The 17,851-nt window shown below is 43.0% G+C and carries 14 protein-coding genes; 1 reads left to right on the top strand and 13 read right to left on the bottom strand.

Annotation, left to right across the window (positions count from 1 at the left end; genetic code table 11):
• Window positions 1–96: 96 nt before the first annotated feature.
• From B1K71_RS20225 to B1K71_RS02725, 9 genes are all read right to left on the bottom strand, one after another.
• Window positions 97–231 carry a hypothetical protein gene (locus tag B1K71_RS20225; RefSeq protein WP_281250307.1) on the bottom strand — a complete coding sequence of 45 codons (135 nt, stop codon included), beginning with the start codon at window positions 229–231 and terminating at the stop codon, window positions 97–99.
• 25 nt (window positions 232–256) lie between these two features.
• Window positions 257–1,522 carry a helix-turn-helix domain-containing protein gene (locus B1K71_RS02760; RefSeq protein ID WP_077324471.1) on the bottom strand — a complete coding sequence of 422 codons (1,266 nt, stop codon included), beginning with the start codon at window positions 1,520–1,522 and terminating at the stop codon, window positions 257–259.
• Between the two features lie 349 nt (window positions 1,523–1,871).
• The gene (locus tag B1K71_RS02755; RefSeq protein WP_077324470.1) at window positions 1,872–3,128 is read right to left on the bottom strand and encodes a CamS family sex pheromone protein; all 1,257 of its coding nucleotides are present in this window, start codon (window positions 3,126–3,128) and stop codon (window positions 1,872–1,874) included.
• Between the two features lie 12 nt (window positions 3,129–3,140).
• Window positions 3,141–5,144, bottom strand: coding sequence for an NAD-dependent DNA ligase LigA (gene ligA / locus B1K71_RS02750; protein WP_077324469.1), 2,004 nt, complete (start codon window positions 5,142–5,144; stop codon window positions 3,141–3,143).
• 12 nt (window positions 5,145–5,156) lie between these two features.
• Window positions 5,157–7,358, bottom strand: a complete 2,202-nt coding sequence (gene pcrA / locus B1K71_RS02745; RefSeq protein ID WP_428848851.1) for a DNA helicase PcrA — start codon at window positions 7,356–7,358, stop codon at window positions 5,157–5,159.
• Between the two features lie 25 nt (window positions 7,359–7,383).
• Entirely contained in the window at window positions 7,384–8,082 is a 699-nt protein-coding gene (locus tag B1K71_RS02740; protein WP_077324468.1) for a heptaprenylglyceryl phosphate synthase, read from the bottom strand.
• 188 nt (window positions 8,083–8,270) lie between these two features.
• The gene (locus B1K71_RS02735; protein WP_077324467.1) at window positions 8,271–8,570 is read right to left on the bottom strand and encodes a YerC/YecD family TrpR-related protein; all 300 of its coding nucleotides are present in this window, start codon (window positions 8,568–8,570) and stop codon (window positions 8,271–8,273) included.
• 21 nt (window positions 8,571–8,591) lie between these two features.
• A complete protein-coding gene (locus B1K71_RS02730) occupies window positions 8,592–9,644 on the bottom strand; it encodes a DUF3048 domain-containing protein (protein WP_077324466.1) in 1,053 nt (350 codons plus the stop codon).
• A gap of 37 nt (window positions 9,645–9,681) precedes the next feature.
• Window positions 9,682–11,421: an adenine deaminase C-terminal domain-containing protein gene (locus B1K71_RS02725; protein ID WP_077324465.1), complete on the bottom strand. Its 1,740-nt coding sequence runs from the start codon at window positions 11,419–11,421 to the stop codon at window positions 9,682–9,684.
• Between the two features lie 367 nt (window positions 11,422–11,788).
• Between B1K71_RS02725 and hpaB the strand changes: the two genes are divergently transcribed.
• Entirely contained in the window at window positions 11,789–13,225 is a 1,437-nt protein-coding gene (hpaB, locus tag B1K71_RS02720) for a 4-hydroxyphenylacetate 3-monooxygenase, oxygenase component (protein WP_077324464.1), read from the top strand.
• Window positions 13,226–13,272: 47 nt separating this feature from the next.
• Here the strand turns inward: hpaB and purD are convergent, their stop codons facing one another.
• The 4 genes from purD to purM all read right to left on the bottom strand — a co-directional run bounded on the left by purD (window position 13,273) and on the right by purM (window position 17,830).
• Complete coding sequence (gene purD, locus B1K71_RS02715; RefSeq protein WP_077324463.1) at window positions 13,273–14,520, bottom strand: phosphoribosylamine--glycine ligase; 1,248 nt, start codon at window positions 14,518–14,520, stop codon at window positions 13,273–13,275.
• Window positions 14,521–14,539: 19 nt separating this feature from the next.
• Window positions 14,540–16,063 carry a bifunctional phosphoribosylaminoimidazolecarboxamide formyltransferase/IMP cyclohydrolase gene (gene purH / locus B1K71_RS02710; RefSeq protein WP_077324462.1) on the bottom strand — a complete coding sequence of 508 codons (1,524 nt, stop codon included), beginning with the start codon at window positions 16,061–16,063 and terminating at the stop codon, window positions 14,540–14,542.
• Between the two features lie 187 nt (window positions 16,064–16,250).
• Window positions 16,251–16,814, bottom strand: coding sequence for a phosphoribosylglycinamide formyltransferase (gene purN, locus B1K71_RS02705; RefSeq protein ID WP_077324461.1), 564 nt, complete (start codon window positions 16,812–16,814; stop codon window positions 16,251–16,253).
• Complete coding sequence (purM, locus tag B1K71_RS02700) at window positions 16,811–17,830, bottom strand: phosphoribosylformylglycinamidine cyclo-ligase (protein WP_077324460.1); 1,020 nt, start codon at window positions 17,828–17,830, stop codon at window positions 16,811–16,813. The genes purN and purM overlap by 4 nt, the downstream gene beginning before the upstream one ends.
• Window positions 17,831–17,851 lie beyond the last annotated feature (21 nt).

Below are 17,851 nucleotides of genomic sequence, written 5' to 3'. Positions count from 1 at the left end.
TTTTACAAAAAAATACCTGAAACGGTTTCCACACCGTCTCAGGCAAGTTCATATAGGTAATAGGGTAAAAAACTTCGATTATAGGTATCCAAAAGATTAGAGACCTACTGAATTAGTGATTGAAAGAACGCTAGGTTCATCATCTGATGTCAAGTCAACGGGATCTTGAGTAAATAAAAACCCTGCAGTCAAAAGAGCACCCAATGATAATGATACAATCAATTTTTTCATTTATATCCCCCCCTTAAAAAAATATCTATAGTTTAATTAATTGATCATAAGTATTGTTAGCCAGTTTATAATACTTGACGGATTCCTTGTATTTTTTTAAATCCTCAAAATGTTCGCCAAGCATTCTTGCATAAACAGCTAAATTCGCAAAATCTTTCTGTTTCTGTAAAAATGGAATTAATTCATTAATGACCAGCTTTTCATATTGTGCATATTCTCGTCTTATTACTAAATCATATGCATTTAAAGCTAAAAAATGTATTTTATAAGCTTCTTTTTCTGAAATAGTTTCAAATATCTCAAATCCTTTGGCTATTATTTCACTAGTTTTATCAAGCTCGGAGATAGAATAGTATTCTTTAATTAAGGATGTAACAGTAAGAAGTTTAGTATTCAAATCAACTTCCCTACCATTCAAAACTTCATTATAATAATAAATTGCTTGCTTTCTTTCGCCTTTGGTGGAATGAAGATATCCTAAATTATGATTCGTCGACTGAATTATTTGAGAGTTTTTGCTTAACTCACCTAAATGCTTTGCCAAATTATGATTTTTTATTGACTTATCATACATCCTGATTCTCCGATAGGAAATACCAAGAACCGAGTGACATTGTGCACAACGGATAAAATTATAGCTCTTTCTAAAAGTGTCAATTGCCTTTTCGGCATATTCAATTGCTTCAAGTGTGTTATGTAATTTACTGTGTGTGACGGCAATAACATATTGTATATCTGCAACATTTTCCTCAGATAAATCCAGTTGATTCAGTTTTTCTTCCGCTGCCCTGTACATTTGCATCGCCTGATTAAATTCACCGGTTATCGAATTATAATTCCCTTTAAACTTATACCAGTAAAACTGATGCAGGCTATCAAATGTTCCTGACAGCTCTGTTATTTTATTTATCTGTTTTAGCGCCTCATCAACCTCATCTATAACAAGAAAATATCTAATTTTATGAATCTCAAACATTATTAGATTTTCCGACTGACTTTCATAAATAAGTTTATTTAATTCTTCGTACGCGTTTTTGATTTTTTCCTTATCGTTTGTATCAAATAGCATTGCATACCATTCCTGGCATTTCTCTTTGATCGTCTCGTCTGTTTCATTTGTAAACTGAATGCCAAGACGGGTGCACAGAAGACTGATTACATTTGGACTTGCTTCTGTTTTCTGATTTTCAATTTTTGACAAATAGGCATATGAAACTATTCCATCAGCCAGTTCCGCCTGGGTCATTTCCTGCTGAATACGATGCAGTTTGATATATGGACCAATTTCCATCTTTATACCCACCTCGCTAGCTGAATTTAAATGCCGAGAAGAAGTTTTCCGTATTTATATAATAGCATATTTTCAAAAATATTCATATTGGGAAAGTTGAGGGCGGGTTGTCTCTCTAACACGTCCAAAAACTTGCTGACTTTCCTCAATCCAGGAAAGTTGGACAAAAAAAGTCCTTTTTTACCATGTTTCTGTGTAAAAAAGGACTTTATCGAAATTTGTAAGCCTATTGACTTATAACATTTCTGGTGTAGTTTTTAGAATCGGGACCGCTATTCGCTCCATTCCTAAATAGTTACTCGAATTTTTCTTTGGATAATACACTTTTGTCCCGGCCTCGATCCCGAAATCAATGAAGTATATGCACTTCCGGTTTATTGGAACCTGCTTCCCTGTAAATAAAACTTTCCAGACGCTCATTGGATTTAATTTTAATTTCCAAATCGTAATAATCCGGGAACATTTCTTTCACCAGACCATACGTATACTGCGTAAATCCGATTACTTCTCCTTTTCCGTAAAACTCTAACGGAATTTCCAGGGTCAGCTTCTGAAGTTCGTCCTTCACATAAAAACCTTTACCAATCACCCCTACATAGTTCGGAAAATATTCAGCGATTTCTGCAGCAAAGTCATCAATTAGTTGTTTGTCGTCAAAGTGATGCTCCTCAGCAGAATTGGAAGGAAACAATACATAATCTTCCGGAATCTTGTCCCACTTACCAATTGTATTATCCCCACCTTTCACGCCTGTTTTGACAACGTAATTGCCGGGAACAGGTGAACTTTCCTGCTCTTCGCGATAGATGGCGATAAGGACCGGAATATTATTCAGCCCTTCCATTTTCCGAATGCGTTTCAGTACTTTTTGGGCAATTTGTTTTCCCTTTTGAAGCATGACATCCTCGTCAATATCCTTATAATAATACGGTCCGCCGGTTTCTGTCTGATACCTGTAGACAGATTTCATGGCAATGCCAATGGACATTCCTTTCAGTTCAACAGAATTATCCTTCTTTTTAACAAGATAGTTCTGCTCAAGGATGTGTGACAAATACTTTGGATTATTTTCCTGTTGCTTTTTCGAACTTTCATCCTTTATTGGCGGATTCAACGCCATTGAAGACACATGCCGGACCTCTTCCTCGATTTTTTTCTTTTGTTCCTTATACGCGTTGGAACTTTGACCCGGATGGCTATTTTTGTAGATCTTCAGTTTTTGCTCTACAGCTTCTTTGATTTGTTTTTCGGTTAATTCCCGCTCCAGCCATTTATACATGGTGTCTTTATCGATATATTGACCTTCTTCAAAGAAATATTTGTTTGGATCGAAATATTCTTTGGAATGTCTCCGCAATCCTTCTGACATTTCATCAATATCCAGACGATTGCCCATTTGGTTGACAATAACGCCTCTTGAAGCGCTTGGGCGATATGGAAGGATTGTCCGGTACATGTCATCCGACAACTGGTAACTGGGAACAATTGACGTTTTTTCGGACTTATTATCATCTTCCTTTTTAACTACCTGATCTTCATCGAGTGTCGGTGAACAGCTCGTCAGTATCAGCAGAGCACCCAACAGCAACACAATAAATTTCTTCAACTTCCCCGCTCCTTACCAATCTAAGACTTCACTAAGTTGTTCCTCATTCCATACAGTTACACCAAGCTTCTGTGCCTTTTCCAGCTTAGATCCTGCATCCTCACCGGCAATGACAATGTCGGTTTTTTTGCTGACGCTTCCTGTAACCGTACCGCCTTGTTGTTCAATTGCTTCCTTTGCCTCTTTCCTTGTAAAAGACTCCATTTTCCCTGTCAGGACTACAGTTTTCCCCGAAAAAACGGAATCCACGGCAATATCTTCTGTTTTCGGTCCGTTATACTCCATATTGACACCGAGTGCAGTTAATTCATCAATAAGTTCCTTTACTTCCGCTTCCTCAAAATATCTTACAATCGAGTCGGCCATTTTCTCACCAATTTCATCAATTGCAAGAATATCATCAAACGCTGCCTGCTGCAGATTTTTCATCGTTTCAAAATTAGCTGCAAGTGTTCTGGCTGCCTTTGACCCGATGAACCGGATTCCCAAGCCAAAAAGCAACCGTTCCAGCGAATTTGCTTTTGAATTTTCGATGGCTCCCAGCAAATTACTGACGGATTTATCACCCATCCGCTCCAAATTCAGAAGGTCGTCCCTCTGCAGCCTATATATGTCGGCAATGGTATGAATCAGCTTTTCCCGAAAAAGCTGAATGATTACCTTTTCACCTAATCCATCAATATTCATGGCATCCCTGGATACAAAGTGAATCAATCCTTCTTTCAGCTGTGCCGGACAGCTCGGATTTATACAGCGAAGGGCAACTTCTTCCTCCAGCCTAACAAGTTCACTTCCGCAATCCGGACATTCATCAGGCATAAAAAATTCTTTCTCATCACCTGTTCGCTTGTCTTTTACTGCCCGAACGACCTCTGGGATGATGTCGCCTGCTTTTTTAATGACAACCGTATCCCCGAGACGAATATCTTTTTCACGAATCAGATCTTCATTGTGCAGAGAAGCACGTTTCACGGTAGTTCCGGCAACTTTAACCGAATCCAGAACAGCTGTTGGCGTAATAACACCAGTTCGGCCAACACTCAGTTCAATCCCCCGGAGCGTTGTAATGGCTTCTTCGGCAGGAAATTTATAGGCAATCGCCCACCGCGGACTTTTAGCGGTGAAACCAAGTTCATCCTGTTGTTCCAGGTTATCCACCTTAATAACTATTCCATCAATTTCATAAGAAAGATTCGGACGTTCGTTCTCCCAATACTCCACATATTCGATGACTTCATCAATCGTTTCGTATTTTCTCCATTCCGGATTGGTTTTGAAACCCAGCTCCTGCAAATACTCCAGCCGTTCACTGTGTGAGGTGAGTTGTCCGGATTCCCACTCACCGACACCATATAAAAAGATATCCAAATTCCTGCTGGCAGCTATTTTCGGGTCAAGCTGCCGCAATGAACCCGCTGCTGCATTTCTCGGGTTGGCAAATGGTTCAGCTTCATGTTTCTCGCGTTCTTCATTTAATTTCAGAAACGACTGATGCGGCATAAACGCTTCACCACGGACTTCAATCGTTTCATTATCTTTTATTGATAACGGAATACTGCGGATAGTCCGCAAATTGCTCGTAATATCCTCACCAGTCGTTCCATCCCCGCGGGTGGCACCTTGGACAAACTTTCCATCCTCATACATCAACGAAACTGCCAGTCCATCGATTTTCAGTTCGCAAACATACGTAATATCATCATCCGTTCCTTGGCGCGCCCGGCGTGCAAAATCGCGCAGATCGTCTGCACTGAAGGCATTGCCAAGGCTCAGCATCGGTACTTTGTGCTGAATTTTTTGAAACGCATCGAGCGGTTCGCCGCCTACCCGCTGTGTTGGCGACTCCGAAGTAACCAAATCAGGAAATGCTTCTTCCAGGTTGCGCAGCTCCTGCATTTTTTCATCATATTCTGCATCTGGTACACTCGGGTTGTCAAGCACATGGTATTCATAATTGTATTGATTCAGCACTTCAGCCAGTTCCGCAATTTTTTCCCGCGCCTGTTGCTTTTCCATCAGACGACCTCCCTATTCTTTCGTAATTGGAGCAAATTCAGCCAGAACACGTTTGACACCGGTTGGCGCAGGAAATGCAATATCCAGTTCCATTCCTTCACCTTCACCCTGGACTTTTACAACAGTACCGGTGCCCCATTTTTTGTGATTTGCTTTGTCACCGGGTGCCCATGATTCATTTTCGGCACCGGTTGTCTGCTTCATTCTTACTGCACGCCGTTTCAATGGCTTTTCCACAGGCTTCTTATCAATCGGACCGAACATCGTTTTGTTTGCCTGTTCAATGCCTTCCATGAGTTCTTCCGGAATTTCATTAATAAACCGGCTGATTGGATTCATATTGGTTCTTCCAAAAAGTGTCCGCATTTTGGCATGTGTCATGTACAGCTGCTGTTCAGCACGGGTAATTCCGACATATGCGAGGCGGCGCTCTTCTTCCATTTCCTCATCATCAAACATCGAGCGGCTGTGGGGAAAGACATTCTCCTCCATGCCAATCAGGAAAACGACAGGAAATTCAAGTCCCTTGGCTGCATGGAGTGTCATCAATGTTACTTTTTCCTCTTCCTCTGTCTCCTCGTCATCCACCTTATCAATATCAGCAATTAACGCCAGATCAGTCAGAAATGCGACAAGTGTTTTATCTTCACTTGTTTCCTCAAAATCCTGGGTAACGGTCATGAATTCCTCGAGGTTTTCCAATCTGCTCTGGGACTCAATCGTCCGCTCATTTTTCAGCATTTGTTCATAGCCTGTCCGCTGCAGAACGGCCTCTACCATGTCAGTTGCCGTCAAAAATTCCTGCTGCTGTGACAATGTTTGAATCAGTTTTCCGAATTCGGCAAGCGCATTGGCGGCCTTTTTTGGAACACCGGCAAAATCCACTTCCTTGACAGCCTGATAGAAGGAAATCCCCTGTTGTTCCGCATATGCCCGCAGTCTTTCAACCGATGTTTTGCCGATTCCGCGTTTTGGCTCATTGACAACCCGTTCAAAGCTCAAATCGTCATCCGGATTTGTAATCAGCCGCAAATATGAGGTTAAATCCTTTATTTCTTTTCGCTCATAGAACTTTTGGCCGCCTACCATCTGATACGGGATAAATGATTTTGTCAAGGTTGACTCAACCGCACGGGACTGCGCATTCGTCCGATATAAAATAGCAATATCGTTTGGAGAAAATCCTTCCTCACTTGTAAGCCCCTGGATTTTATCCGTTATGAACAATGCTTCTTCCTGTTCTGTTGCCCCTTGAAAATAGTGAATATTTTTGCCTTGATCATTTTCCGTCCAAAGACTTTTCGGTTTCCGTCCGGTATTGTTTTGGATAACCGTATTCGCTGCGTCCAAAATTGCTTTAGTGGAGCGATAATTTTGTTCAAGAAAAATCGTCCGTGATGACGGATAGTCTTTTTCAAAGGACAGGATATTCGCAATATCCGCACCGCGCCAGCGATAGATTGATTGATCAGAATCTCCGACAACACAAAGGTTTTCATATTTTTGTGCCAGCTGCTTCACTAAATAGTATTGTGCATGGTTCGTATCCTGATACTCATCAACGTGAATGTATTGGAACCTGCGCTGATAGTATTCCAGCACTTCCGGCACACGTTTGAACAGATGAATCGTCTGCATGATTAAATCATCAAAGTCCAGCGACTGGTTTTTCCGCAATGTATTCTGGTAGCGCTCATATACACGGGCTACTTGCCGTTCAAAAAAATCGCCGACTTTATTGTTGTATTCCTCTACCGTAACCAGTTCATTTTTAGCTGAACTGATGGCACCAAGCATCGCACGCGGGTCAAATTTTTTCGGGTCTATGTCCAGATCCTTCAAGGTTTGTTTGATAACGGAAAGCTGGTCACTGCTGTCCAAAATTGAAAAATTGCTGCTGTACCCAATCCGGTCGATATCCCTGCGAAGAATTCGCACACACATCGAGTGGAACGTTGATACCCAAATCTGACCGCCGCCGGCCCCCACAAGTCTGTTGACACGCCCCTTCATCTCCCGGGCCGCCTTATTTGTAAACGTAATGGCAAGTATATTCCTTGGTGCCACCTCTTTTTCCCCGAGCAAATAGGCAATGCGGTGGGTCAAAACACGCGTCTTTCCACTGCCTGCCCCCGCCATAATAAGTAATGGTCCTTCTGTATGTTTAACAGCTGCCCGCTGTTCGTTATTTAACCCTTTTAGTAAATCATCCATTGTTTGACTCACAATGTCACCGCCTTTATTCATCGTTTGCTTCATTTGCTGCTTTAACCGTTTTTAAAGCTTTCTTAATATCTTCATAAATGATATTGCCGACTACGATTGTGTCCGCATGTTGCTTCATTTCCGCGGCCTGAAAATTGTTTTCAATTCCACCTCCGTAGAAAAGCTTTGTAGATGTCAGTTCATTTTTTACTTTTTGAACTAGTTTCGGATCACCATATACGCCGCTGTACTCCATATAAAAGACAGGCAAATGAAAAAAGTTTTCCGCCATCGATGCATATGCCAAAATATCGTCTTCATCCGGCATACTGCAGCTCGCTTTGGAAAATGCAGATGCATCCGGATTCAGTATGCAGTAGCCTTCTACTGCAATTTCATCCCAATTCATTAAATACCTGTATTCTTTAACCGCCTGATGCTGTATATCCATCATCCATTTTTTATCTGAACTGTTCAGGACCATCGGAATGTAGTAATAATCAAAGCCCGGTGTGATAGCTTCCATGGTGGATACTTCCAAAACACATGGAACTGTATGCCGCCGGATACGTGACAGGAGATCCAGTACACCGTCAAGTGTCACATCTTCTGTACCGCCAACTATAACCGCATCCGTTCCGGACTCACAGATCATATCGAGATGCTCGTCCGAAATTTCTTTTGCCGGATCCAGTTTAAATAAATGATTCCAATTGTTATCTGTATTAACCAATTTAAAAGTCCTCCATCGTGTAACTCCGGTTCTTTATTGCTACCTTCAAGTATACCAAAAATCGCGCTGTGAATTTAGGATTATCAACAGAAAAATTATAACAGCAGAGCGGCGGGATATCGATAGAAAAAAAGGGATAGAGAAGTATAAATGCTGCTGCGGGGGTTGCAGCAGCATTAAGCAGGGATTTATTCGTCGTCATCCATTATCCGGTCAAGGACAAGTTTATAACCATCGCTGCCGAAGTTGATGCATCGGCGCACGCGGGAAATGGTTGCCGTTGATGCGTTCGTTTCTTTTTCGATGATATTGTACGTATGGCCTTCTGTCAGCATCTTTGCTACCTGGAGCCGCTGGGCAATCGAGTGGATCTCGGACATGGTTGCAATATCGTCAAAAAATTTATAGCATTCTTCCCGATCCTTAAGGGATAAAATCGCATCGAAAAATTGATCCAGCTGCTTTCCGCGCAGTTTATCGATTTGCATGACGGGCCCACCTTCTTTCCTTTAATTTGTAATTGTTATCGCTTGATCCATTCCCGGATTTTCCGGAACAATATTTATCCATGTTTGCCCCGGAACAAATTCGGCCGGCTTTCCATCTTTCACAGGTATGATTCTGCCATTCTGGTTCTTCCATTTTACTTTCCGGACTTTTCCACGCTGAAACAAATACCCATCACCGCCTGAGGTAATATCAATTGCGCGCCGCCCGGCATCATCAATCACTTCATGATGGGTCTCGACAACAAAAATGTTATCCACCTTTATTGGTTTTCCGGATTCCAGTTCAACGGTTTTTTTGCGGTCGTTGTATCGGGTGTATGTTTTGCTCTTCTTGTCATAATCAAATTCGACGATTTCCAGTGGGCTGTCAGAATACACAATTTCAATATGTTTTGCAGAGTCTCCTTCAATGGATCCCGCTTCTTTTTCCGACATAAACGGCAAAGTTTTATAGGAAGCTTTTACGTTATAACCCTTTTTCTTTGCTGCATCGTACACCGCGTCAAACAGCAAATAAGAATTGTGGGGCGCCTTGCGGAAGGATTCCCGCTTGAATAAATAGCCGTCATTGTCATGCTTTGATCCGTTCAGATGCTCGATTCCACGTTTTTTGATCATATCGTTAACAAAATTGGCTGCTCCATGGTAGACATAGATAGCATTATATCCATCGGCAAGTTCGAAATAATACTCCCGCGCACTGCGAACAGGGCCCACCACTTCCGGCAACTGACTCTGATACAATGCCAAAAACCGGGTAATATAACCTTCCGCCAAAATTTCAAAGACGATATCCGCTTTTGATAATCCTGTCTGCGGACGTGCATCTGTATGATTATTAACCATAACACCAACAATGCGGTTATTTACCTTCTTGTCGGACTTCAACCCTGTCAGTGGATAAATATTAGGATTTTCCGTATCAGGCACTCCGCTCTTTTGTTCCACTGCATTTTCCTTTGACTGGTTTTCATTCGCGCTTTGTTCCTCGTCCGAACAGGCAGCAAGCACGACTGAAATTAACAAGACAAATAACAAACATACCCGCTTCATCATTTCACCCTTTATTCAATAATAGTTCCATTATACGTTATCGCATGATTGCTGGAAAGAGCACTTCACGCTTTTTTACATCCAGGATTCCCTGTTGGGTAACACGAATATACGGTAAATGTGTTGCTGACAGAAACAGAATCGTATAAATCGGGTCTGCAAACGGATAGCCGTAATCTTTCAACAGCCCTTTTAATTCTATCTCTTTGTCTATCAATGCTGTCATCTCACCGTCAAACATATTGCCGCCAAGCCGAAGCGGCAATTCAAAAATAATTTCTCCCTGATGAGCAAGGACAATACCACCGCCGAGTTCTTTGACACGCTGCCACGCAAGGAGCATATCCGGCTTGCTTTTTCCGATACAAACGAAATCTCCTGTCGTGGAATAAGAACTTACCATTGCCCCAAGCTTATTGGTAAAACCCCGGATGGCAGTATTCACACGCCATTTTCCTTTTCGGTCAACAAGCAAAAGAAACGCATCGTTGTTCGTATCAGGTATGATATCCAGCGTTACATCCGTCTCAATTGGATACGGTTCAATAATAACGTTATTCATCAGATCCAGCCCGATAGGAACTGAAAATTGCAGATCAGCCATACTTAAATCCCAGTCTATCTCAAGCGGTGTAATACCATGACGCGCCCAATCAAAATCTGTTTTTGGCTGTACTGCTTCATGATCCCGTTTCATCCATGTTCCTTTGGCTAAAACACTGACAGGATGCGGATTTTCTTTTGCATCCAATATATTGATATTCGCAATCCGTCCCGGTGCAATGGTTCCATGGTGCTCCGCCATTCCATAGTGCTGTGCCACGTTGTGTGAAGCCATCCTGTAGGCATCCGGCAGCGGCACCCCTTTTTCAATCGCAATTTCAATACAAATGTTCATTAAGCCTTCTTTATAAAAGGCCGGCGTTCCACCATCTGTTGTCATCATGAGATTATCGAACGCTTCAATTCCCGCCTCCAATATTTCATCCAGCAATTTTGGCAGGTCCGGTCTAATGGAAGAATGACGAAGACCTACCTGATAACCAAGCCGCAGCCGTCTTATTGCTTCTTCTCCCGTCATTGCCTCATGATCCGCTGTAACTCCAAGCAATTTCATTTTTGTCAGCGTTTTTTCAGAGGCACCCGGCAAGTGACCTTCCACCGGCTTACCCAATCGTTTCGCTTCCTGCATCCAATACAGCAGTCTGTCATCACCTTTCAGCAAATTCGGCCATGCGGTCAATTCACCGCCCTGCACTACCAAATGGTGATTAAGCCATGATAAAACATCTTCCGTATTGAAAAACTCCTCTTCATCCTGCAACGCAGTTTGGGAATCGAAGCGGGCCCACCAGTACATTGACATCGGCAATTGCTTGAAGGATTTCAGTAAAGTAACCGCTTTCTTTTTATCCAACAAAAAATTCCACATTAAGTTGTCATTGATCAAAGTGGTTGTTCCATAATACCCCGCATAATTGGCCAATGAAATCGGATTGTATAATTGAAACGGGTGAGCGTGCGGCTCGATATACCCGGGTACAAGGTATGAACCTTCGCAATCTATTATGTTGGCAGTTTCATTTTCCGGCAGTTTGTCCCCGACATACACAATCCTGTCATTTAATATCCAGATGTTCGCTTTCAGCCATTGTTTTGTATATGTATTTAAATAGGTTCCATTCGCTAATACAAGCCCTGGTTCCACTGTGCCGTCAATTACAGCCACATGTTGTCTTATTTCACGATTTCTCCAGTAGTATCCATTTTCCAGCATAAACAGCACTCCAATAAAACGATTTCCTTTATTTTACCATATTTTCGCGCTTTACTGCACTAAAACCGCTGTCTTACAGTGAAATTTCTATGACATTTCTACATTCGGTCTGCAGTTAGTTTAGCCTTGGTTTAATCTTCTAAAGTAAATGCCCCTTCCACTGATATATTAATTTCACTGGCTATATATGCTTTCTTCTATTAATTTAGCGATTTTCCGCTGTGCTGAACAATTTTATTCCGTTAAATCAACTTTGGATCGTTTCTGAATCCTCTTTTTTCCAATTCACAGGAACATTTTCAGCTGTTTTCCAATAAGATAGCCTAGAAGCTATTTATACATTTAATAATAGTCAGGAGTGTTGCACATGCCAGCAATAACCGGAAGCGAATATGTGAGTCGCATTGATCAGCAAAAGGCAAACATCTGGTGCAATGGCGAAAAAATAAAAGGGAAAGTTTCCGAACACCCGGCTTTTAAAGGGGTTATCCAAACACAATCAGCCATGTATGATTTGCAGCATGATACTGATTTGAAAGATATGATGACATATCGTTCACCAACAACCGGCAACATCGTTGGGGCATCATATATGCAGCCATGGACGAAAGAGGATCTTGCCAAGCGGCGGGAGATGATTCGCAGTTGGGCCCGAATGAGTGCGGGAATGCTTGGGAGAAGTCCAGATTACTTAAATACGATCTTAATGGCCTTTGCCTCTTCAGCTAAATTGCTTGAAGGAAAAGAAAATTGCTTTCCTGATCATCTGACTGCATTTTATGAAAAGGCGAAGGAAGAAGACTTATCATTTACCCATACATTTATTAATCCGCAAGTAAATCGATCCGAATTGTACTTTGAACTTTCGGATGAGCCGATTGCCGCGAAGATTATTGATGAAAATGACGAAGGAATTGTGGTGAAAGGTGCGAGACTTTTAGCTACACAAGGCGGGATTACCGATGAGGTTCTCGTTTTCTCACCAGGTGGTATCCTGGACAAAGCGAATGCATTTGCATTTTCCATTCCAAGTAATGCAAAAGGGATGAAATTCATCTGCCGGGAATCCTTTTCCGGTGGGGATTCGCGATTCAACTATCCATTAAGTTCCCGATTTGAGGAAATGGATACAATCGTAGTTTTTGATAATGTGACTGTTCCGTGGGAGCGCGTATTTTTCTATAAAAATTTGGAAGTTGCCAATTCGTTTAAAGCAACCAGTGCATTCCTGCCTTTTACACTGCATCAGGCGGTATGCAGACAAACGGTAAAAGCGGAATTCATCCTTGGTGTTGCACAGGCCCTTATTGAGACCATTAACATTTCCGAGTACCAGAACGTTCAGGAAAACGGAGCGGAAATTATTGCAGCGCTGAAGACAATGGAAGCGCTGCTGACAAAGTCGGAAACAGATGCGCAACCAGATGAGTTTGGATTAATGCGGCCTGATGCAGATTCATTACAAGCTGCCATCTGTATTTTTCCAAAAGTCTATCCAAGGCTGACCGAGATTGTGCAGTTACTTGGATCAAGCGGACTGATTACAATTCCAACCAATAAAGACTTCGGTTCCGAGATACGCGGAGACCTTGATCAATACTTGCAAAGTGCATCCAGAAATGCGGAAGACCGGGTAAAACTGTTCCGTCTGGCATGGGACCTGACGATGAGCCCATTCGGCACCCGTCAAACGCAATATGAACGCTTTTTCTTCGGTAATCCTGTGCGGCTGTCCAGCCAGCTTTACTTCAACTATGAAAAAGATTCCTATGTCGATTGGGTCAGTGAATTTTTAAGAGAATAGAGATTAAAGAATCAAGCCCGGGCGCTGTGCTCACCCGGGCTTGATTCTTACTCTTCACCTATATCTTTCCTATAAAAGAAAGCATCTGATGTGCTGAAGGAATCGAGGCAACGGTAGGTTGTTTCCCCGGCTTCTTTCAAATTTGGTCCCTTTGCTCCTGCCAGCAAGACCCGGCCGCCATCGGAGACCAGCTCATTTCCGGTCAGTTTTGTACCGGCATGTACCATAAAGCCCTGGTCCGGAAGCTCTAATTCTGGTATCTTGACACCTTTTTCATATGCAGCCGGATAGCCTTTGGATGCAAGTACAACACCGATACAGCTTTCATCCGCCCACTGAAGATTCGGGTTCTTCCCATCCAATACATCCTGAAAAACCTGGACGAGATCATTCTCAAGAAGCGGCAAGACAACCTCTGTTTCCGGGTCGCCAAAACGCACATTAAATTCAATGACTTTTGGTCCTTGTTCCGTCATCATCAGACCCGCATATAATATTCCGGTAAATGGACGCTCTTCCTTCATCATGCCATCTGCTGTTTTTTGCAAAATATGCTCGATGGAAAAGTCAAGCGCTTCACGGGAAATATCCGTCGCCGGTGCAAATGCGCCCATTCCGCCTGTATTCGGACCCTGGTCATTATCAAAAGCCCGTTTATGATCACGGGCCGTCACCATCGGATAGACCTGGTTTTCATGAACAAATGCCATAAGTGAGAATTCTTTTCCAACGAGACATTCTTCCATGACTACGGTGGCACCAGCTTCTGAAAAAGCTTTATGAACAAGCATATCATCGATTGCCTGAATTGCTTCCTGTTCAGTTTCCGCAACGACAACACCTTTTCCGGCAGCGAGTCCATCCGCCTTCACAACAATTGGTGCACCTTGTTTTTCAATATAAGCCTTTGCTTCGGCAGCATCCGTAAAACTCGCGTACGCAGCAGTCGGTATTTGATATTTTTGCATAAATTCCTTGGCAAACTGTTTACTTCCTTCCAAGAGTGCAGCTGCCTTTGTTGGAGCATAGACTGCCAAGCCTGCTTCATTGAACTTATCAGCGATTCCGGCAAGCAGCGGATTTTCCGGTCCGACTACTGTAAGATCCACCTCGTTTTCTTTGGCAAATGCAACCAACCCATCAATGTCCATCTCATCAATGTCCACACAGATAGCTGATTTGGCAATTCCACCGTTCCCAGGTGCCGCAAATAGCTTATCTGTTCGGGGACTTTCTGCCAGTTTCATCACGATGCTATGTTCACGGCCACCTCGTCCAACAACTAATATATTCATGTGAAAACACCTTTCCTGATTAATGTTTGAAATGCCGCATACCGGTGAATACCATGGAAATTCCGTACTTGTTGCACATATCAATTGAATCCTGATCACGCTTTGATCCACCAGGCTGGATAATGGCTGTTACACCGGCCTTTGCAGCGGTTTCCACTGTATCCGGCATTGGGAAAAATGCATCAGAGGCGAGTACAGAACCTTTTGCTTTTTCTCCAGCCTGTTCAATGGCAATTTTCGCAGCGCCGACACGGTTCATTTGACCCGCACCAACTCCAATCGTCTGCTTGCCTCCTGCCAGGACAATAGCATTTGATTTAACATGTTTCACAGCTTTCCACGCAAACAAGAGATCAGCCATTTCTTCTTCTGACGGCTTTTTATCGGTCGGGATTGTCAGCTCATCCTCGTTCAGTTCACCAACATCATTGCTCTGAATCAGAACTCCGCCCTTAACAGTTGTAAGCTTATGGTAGCCGGATTCACTGCTGGTCATTTCCAGTTCGAGCAGACGAATGTTTTTCTTTTTCGTTAAAATCGTCATTGCTTCCTCGGAAAATTCCGGCGCAATAACAATTTCCAGGAAGATTCCGCTAAGCTGTTCAGCTGTTTCAGCATCCACCAGTCGATTGCAAGCTACGATTCCACCAAAAATAGACGTTGAATCAGATTCGTATGCCCGGGCAAATGCCTGACTGAGATTGTCTGCCACTCCAATTCCGCACGGATTCATATGTTTCACGGCAACTGCAGCTGGCTCAGTATAATCTGCGATGATTTCCAATGCCGCATTGGCATCCTGAATATTGTTGTAGGAAAGTTCCTTGCCATGCAATTGCTTAGCCAAAGCAAGACTATTGGCAGTATCCTGTGCGTTCTTATAAAATGCTGCCGACTGATGCGGATTTTCTCCATAACGCAAGGTTTGTTTTTTCTCATAGGTTACGGTGTAGTTTTCCGGGAATTCCTCGTCCGTAAAATAATTGGCAATCAATGCATCATATTGTGCTGTATGACGAAAAGCTTTTGCCGCCAGCCGTTTTCGCTCAGCCAAATCGAGCTTATCCGTTTTCAGGCAAGTCAGAACGGAATCATAATCTTCCGGGTCAACAATAATGGATACGTCAGCAAAACTTTTGGCAGCAGCCCGCACCATTGTCGGACCGCCAATATCAATGTTTTCAATGATATCTGATTCTGTAACGCCGGGTTGTTCAAGCGTTTGTTTAAACGGGTAAAGATTCACAACAACGATATCAATTGGATGGATTCCATGTTCTTTCAATTGCTCCATGTGGCTTTCATTATCGCGCTTTGCCAGCAATCCGCCATGAATCATTGGATGCAGTGTTTTGACACGGCCATCCAGGATTTCCGGGAACCTGGTTATTTCTTCAACTGCTTTCGCTTCCACTCCGGCATTCTGCAATGCTTTGAGCGTTCCTCCTGTTGAGAGAATTTCATAATCCAGTGCCGCCAAACCTTTAGCAAAGTCCGCAACATTTTCCTTATTGGACACGCTGATCAATGCTCGTTTTTTCATTGGAAAACTCCTCACCTTCACAATAATCGTTTTCGTATCTCGCTCTATTTGTATAAGTTTTTGTTTTATAACACCAGTGGAGGAAATACACGAAGACTCCCGCGGAAAGCGAAGTGTATGTCCGGAACGGTAGCCCAAACCGCTTTCTACCGATTTTTATATGAACGACATCTACACGTAACTTGCCTTATTTCCTCATCAACTGATTAATAACTTCAGGATATAAGTGATGCTCCACCGTTTGAATCCGTTTTTTCAGCGTTTCTTCCGTATCACCCGGAAATACATCGACGGGTTCCTGTGCGATTATCGGGCCTGTATCAATTCCTTCATCAATATAATGAACAGTCACACCTGTTACAGCCACACCTGCTTCAAATGCCTGGCCAATCGCGTCCTTGCCTGGGAAATCCGGAAGCAGTGATGGATGAATATTTATAATTTTTGTTTCAAAGGCTTCCAATAGTGTCGGCCCTGCAATCCGCATGTAGCCAGCCAAGAAAATCCATGTAACACCTGCTTCTGTAAGTCGTTCCACAAGCATCGCTTCATACTCTGCCTTTGAGGCAAATGATTTCGGTTCAAACAAGAGTGTCGGCACACCAAATTTTTCTGCTTTTTCCACTGCACCTGCACACGGTTTATCACAAACAAGCAGAACAACTTCACAATGGAGATTGTTTTTCTCCATGATGGCCTGAAAATTACTGCCTGTTCCGGATGCGAACACTGCAGCTTTTATCGTACTCATGATGTAAAATGCACTCCCTCTTTCGCTGTCACGTTTCCAATAATAGAAGCTGATTCTCCTTGTTCATATAAACAGTTCAGTGCATGCTCGGCATCATCCGGGGAAACTGCAATGGCCATACCGATTCCCATGTTGAACACACCATACATCTCTTCATCTGAAATGTTCCCCTGTTGCTGTAAAAATGGAAAGACGGCAGGACGTTCCCAGCTTGTTGTGTCAATTTCTACGCCAAGTCCATCCGGCATCATCCGCGGGAAGTTTTCATAAAAACCGCCGCCGGTAATATGGGAGATTCCCTTCACGTTCACTGTGTTGATTACCGCATCAACCGGATTTGCATAAATTCTTGTCGGTGTCAGTAATGTATCACCAAGAGGTTCCGACAGCCCTTCATATTTTTTTGTCAAATCAAGATTCGCAACAAGTTTCCGCACAAGCGAGTAGCCATTTGAATGAATGCCGCTTGACGGTAAACCGATGATGACATCTCCTTCTGCAATCTTGTCGCCGGCAATCAATTTGGACTTTTCTGCGATGCCAACCGTGAACCCGGCAAGATCATATTCCTCTTCCCCATACATGCCAGGCATTTCAGCCGTTTCGCCGCCAATTAAAGCAGCACCTGCATCTTTACAGCCGTTGGAAATACCTGCCACAATCTGTTCGATCATTTCCGGATTATTTTTCCCGCAAGCGATGTAATCAAGAAAGAACAGCGGTTTTGCACCTTGTGCGACAATGTCATTGACACACATTGCAACCAGGTCAACGCCCACGGTATGATGTTTCCGCATTTGAAAGGCAAGTTTCAGCTTGGTGCCGACCCCATCAGTTCCGGATACAAGAACCGGCTCTTTATAGTTAAGCGAAGTTAGTTCAAACAAACCCGCAAATGCGCCAATGCCCCCCAGAACTTCCGGACGATTGGTTTTTGCGATATGCTTTTTCATCCGTTCAACTGCTTCATAGCCTTTTTCCACATCAACGCCGGCTTCCTTATATACGTTTGACATGCCACACACACCTTTCCACAT

Source organism: Virgibacillus siamensis (assembly GCF_900162695.1).
Lineage (GTDB): Bacteria > Bacillota > Bacilli > Bacillales > Amphibacillaceae > Lentibacillus > Lentibacillus siamensis_A.
Note: the sequence above shows the minus strand (reverse complement) of the source record. Positions and strands in the feature narration are given on the sequence as shown.